4 protein-coding genes are annotated in these 2940 nt (G+C 61.8%); all 4 read right to left on the reverse strand.

Annotation, left to right across the window (positions count from 1 at the left end; genetic code table 11):
• The coding region (locus LH128_RS08460; protein ID WP_008829196.1) for a nucleotidyl transferase AbiEii/AbiGii toxin family protein at nucleotides 1-400 on the reverse strand (400 nt) is incomplete at its 3' end.
• The gene (locus LH128_RS08465; protein ID WP_083910142.1) at nucleotides 393-1010 is read right to left on the reverse strand and encodes a type IV toxin-antitoxin system AbiEi family antitoxin domain-containing protein; all 618 of its coding nucleotides are present in this window, start codon (nucleotides 1008-1010) and stop codon (nucleotides 393-395) included. The genes LH128_RS08460 and LH128_RS08465, both read right to left, overlap by 8 nt.
• Before the next feature lie 202 nt (nucleotides 1011-1212).
• The gene (locus LH128_RS08470) at nucleotides 1213-2148 is read right to left on the reverse strand and encodes a hypothetical protein (protein ID WP_327195114.1); all 936 of its coding nucleotides are present in this window, start codon (nucleotides 2146-2148) and stop codon (nucleotides 1213-1215) included.
• A 425-nt stretch (nucleotides 2149-2573) separates the two neighbouring features.
• A partial coding sequence (locus LH128_RS08475) for a toll/interleukin-1 receptor domain-containing protein (protein WP_008829199.1) occupies nucleotides 2574-2940 on the reverse strand: 367 nt, incomplete at its 5' end.

Consider the following 2940-nt stretch of genomic DNA (forward strand, 5'->3'; position numbering starts at 1 on the left):
CGCCGATCGAGGCGGTTGTCCGCAGCCTCAGCCCGCCATACTCGAGCTCTTCGCGAATGCGGTCGACGCGAAGAGCTTCGACGTCAAATTCCACACCATCATCGTCGTTGAGGGCCAGGATGTCCCGAAATGTCGCGAGCATCGCCTCGGGTTCAGGATCGCCAAACCCCAACAGATCGAGGTCACGCGTGCCGCGATATGGATCCTCAAACCAACTCATCATCAGCATCGCGCCTTTTAGAACGAAGCGGTCCGCATGCGGTGATTGGCTGAGCCGGAAGAGGAGTCGTTCGAGCGCAAAGCGCGTTAGGACAAGATCAAAGCTCTGACCGCTCGCCTTGGCGACCTGCAGGAGGCGGGCGCGCACCGAAGCGCCGATATTCTTGAGCTCCTTAGCCATTGGCGGTCAGCGCCTCGAGATAGGGCCGAATGACCGTCGCGATCGCTCCGCGCTCGGCTTGCTTGACGATTTCGCCGGGGGTTGTCTTGCGTTGACGCAACGCCTCCTGGAGGCCCTCAATCGCCACCGACAGGCCGATCTTGTTGCGATACCGGAAGCAGTCGGCGATCGTCTTGGCGACCCCAAAAACCTTTACGGGTACCCCTTCGACGGTGTGGGCTTCGACGCCTTCCGTAAGGAGGCGATCTGTGAAGCGCACGAGCCGAACTGGCACCCCATCACCCTTGGGGGCCCAATCCTTTTGGCCAATGGCGATCCACACCTGCCTTGGGAGCTGATCGGTAAGTTGATGGAACGCGAGGGCCGAGACGAGGCAGACCACACCCTTGGGCACCCGTTTCGCTGCCTCGGCCAGACTATGGTGAGCGTCGAGCAGCGCATCAGGGAGTTGATAAAGCCCCCGCGCAAGTCGGAGCACCTCGCCATCCCGCTCCATGCGGCTCATAGTTGCCGCAGTTACTCCCGCGGCCCGCAGCTCGGCAAGACGCGCAATCCCGCGCGCTTTCAGCACGGAGTGAGCAATGTGGCGCTGGGATGCGGTTTCGGGCACGATACGTAAGCTCGGAGCATAATGTCTATTCTCCGAGGTTTTGTATCATCCTCTTTGCTCAGAGGGAAGACGAATTTAGACGGGATCGAAGCGCCCTCCGCCTCTCGCACCACACCCTTCGATCCGCCCAAGCGTATGGGTAAGGCTGGGCCGGTGAATTCGGATATCCTGCCGCTTTCCATGACCGGTTTGGCGACAACGACTAGCTTGGCGCCCCTCCGGTTGCCCGGATCATGGGAGCGCCCTTATCGAGCAGATCATCGAGGAAGTCCTCTCGCGAGGAGATCGTCCCGGTCTGAGTCGCCAGGATGAGCGCTTCGACGACCTGACGGGCCAGTGAGCGCGCTAAGACCCGCTCGCCGGTGGAGATCGCGTTCATCGCGCGACCATGCAGGAAAGCGCTTCTGACGTTGAACAGTGTCTCATACTGGTCGGCATACCGTCGCTCTCCCAACAGTCCGGCCACGCGCCCGCGCATCCGGTTGGTCGCGCGCATGCCCTTGTGGCGATCCGAAGAGATACGCAGATTCTTCTGATAATCGGATTGCAGGCCCAGAGCCGCCTCAATCGTGGTGATATGCGCCAGAAACTCATCCACACCCTCGGCCAGAAATGCGCGCACGAGGAAATGGGCGATCGGCGTTTCGAACAGGACGGTCCGCTTCGCCTGCTCTACCATCGCCCATCGATGCTGATCCCAGACGGTTACCTCTGTCTTGGCCTCATCGGACAAGCGTAATTCCAGGGGACGCTCCACCTCGACCGTTCCGCCGTAGCCGTCGTCATAGACGCGGTCTTCCCAGTTGAGCGTATCGGCCGATGGCGGCGAACTCGGTCGCACAAAGATATCGCTGTCCACGGTATAGACCCACGGGACGCGGAAACCGCGCCAATCGACCTCCGGCATGGTCGACCAGCTTTCCCAAGGCGCCAGCAGAAAGAAGAACAGCGAGCCCTCAAGCGCGCTCGGAAACCGCCCCTTGTGCGGCTCGATCCGTCCGAAATCCTCCCGCATATCCATGAACAGCACGGGGACGGCGCGCGCTTCCGGCTCTTTATCGAGCACCACGTCTTCCTCGACCACCAGCCAATGGAATTCCGAAAACCGATCGGCGTCGAAACCCGCGCCCTGAAACATGCGCTTCAGCCGCGTCGTGTCGACGAGCGCGCGAAGCTCGTCCGCCTTGAACCGGGCAACCCGCGCCGGCCCGAACGCAAGGGGCGGAATCTCCTCTGCCAGATCGAGCGGCGCGAGATGGAGGCGACGTGCGTGGGTCGCGCGAAGCGCAGTGTCGAGTCCTATCGCCGCCGTCTCGACAGGTGATGCGAGATGAGCCGCATCCGCGCGAAGCTCGCATGGCAGACCGAGCGAGCGCAGCGCTGTCGAGAGTGCAAAGGTCGGCCCCTTCTTACCGGCATTGGGATAGCCGTCACGGCAGGCTTCGCGCAGCCGGTCGAAAGCCGGCGCAGCGAGGAGATTGTCAGGTCCCGGCGGGGCCAGCCGCCATAACTCTGCCATCGCCTGCAACATTGCCTCACTCGGGCCTGACTGTGCCTCGCTCATCAGGTGATACGCAGTCGACGCAAGAGCTTAGCCAGCATCGCTTCATACTCATCGGGTTTCGAGAAATCCGCGTACATCTTGCCCTTCAGAAACTCCGGCAGATCGCATGGCTCGTAGAGCAGCGGCAGCACCACGACCTCGCCACTGGTGATCTCCCGGTTCATCGCCACATCGAGTTCTTTCTTCACCCACGGGGCGTCGATCGACTTCTTCGAAAGCACGACGGCAATGTAGCGACTGAGCTTCATGCCCTCGTCGATCTTGGCGATGAGCGAGTCACCGATGTCGATTTCGGCTTCGTCCAACCACACCCGCGGCACGCCATGGGCCAGCAGATCCCCGCGCAGGCGGCGCACGAACGGCTTG

Origin of the sequence: Sphingomonas sp. LH128, assembly GCF_000293195.2 — a bacterium.
In the GTDB taxonomy this organism is placed as follows: Bacteria; Pseudomonadota; Alphaproteobacteria; order Sphingomonadales; family Sphingomonadaceae; genus Novosphingobium; species Novosphingobium resinovorum_A.

What these genes read in the sequence shown, in the direction of transcription:
- LH128_RS08470 (WP_327195114.1), bottom strand. Translation starts at nt 2,148, where the DNA reads ATGTTTCAGGGCGCGGGTTTCGACGCCGATCGGTTTTCGGAATTCCAT.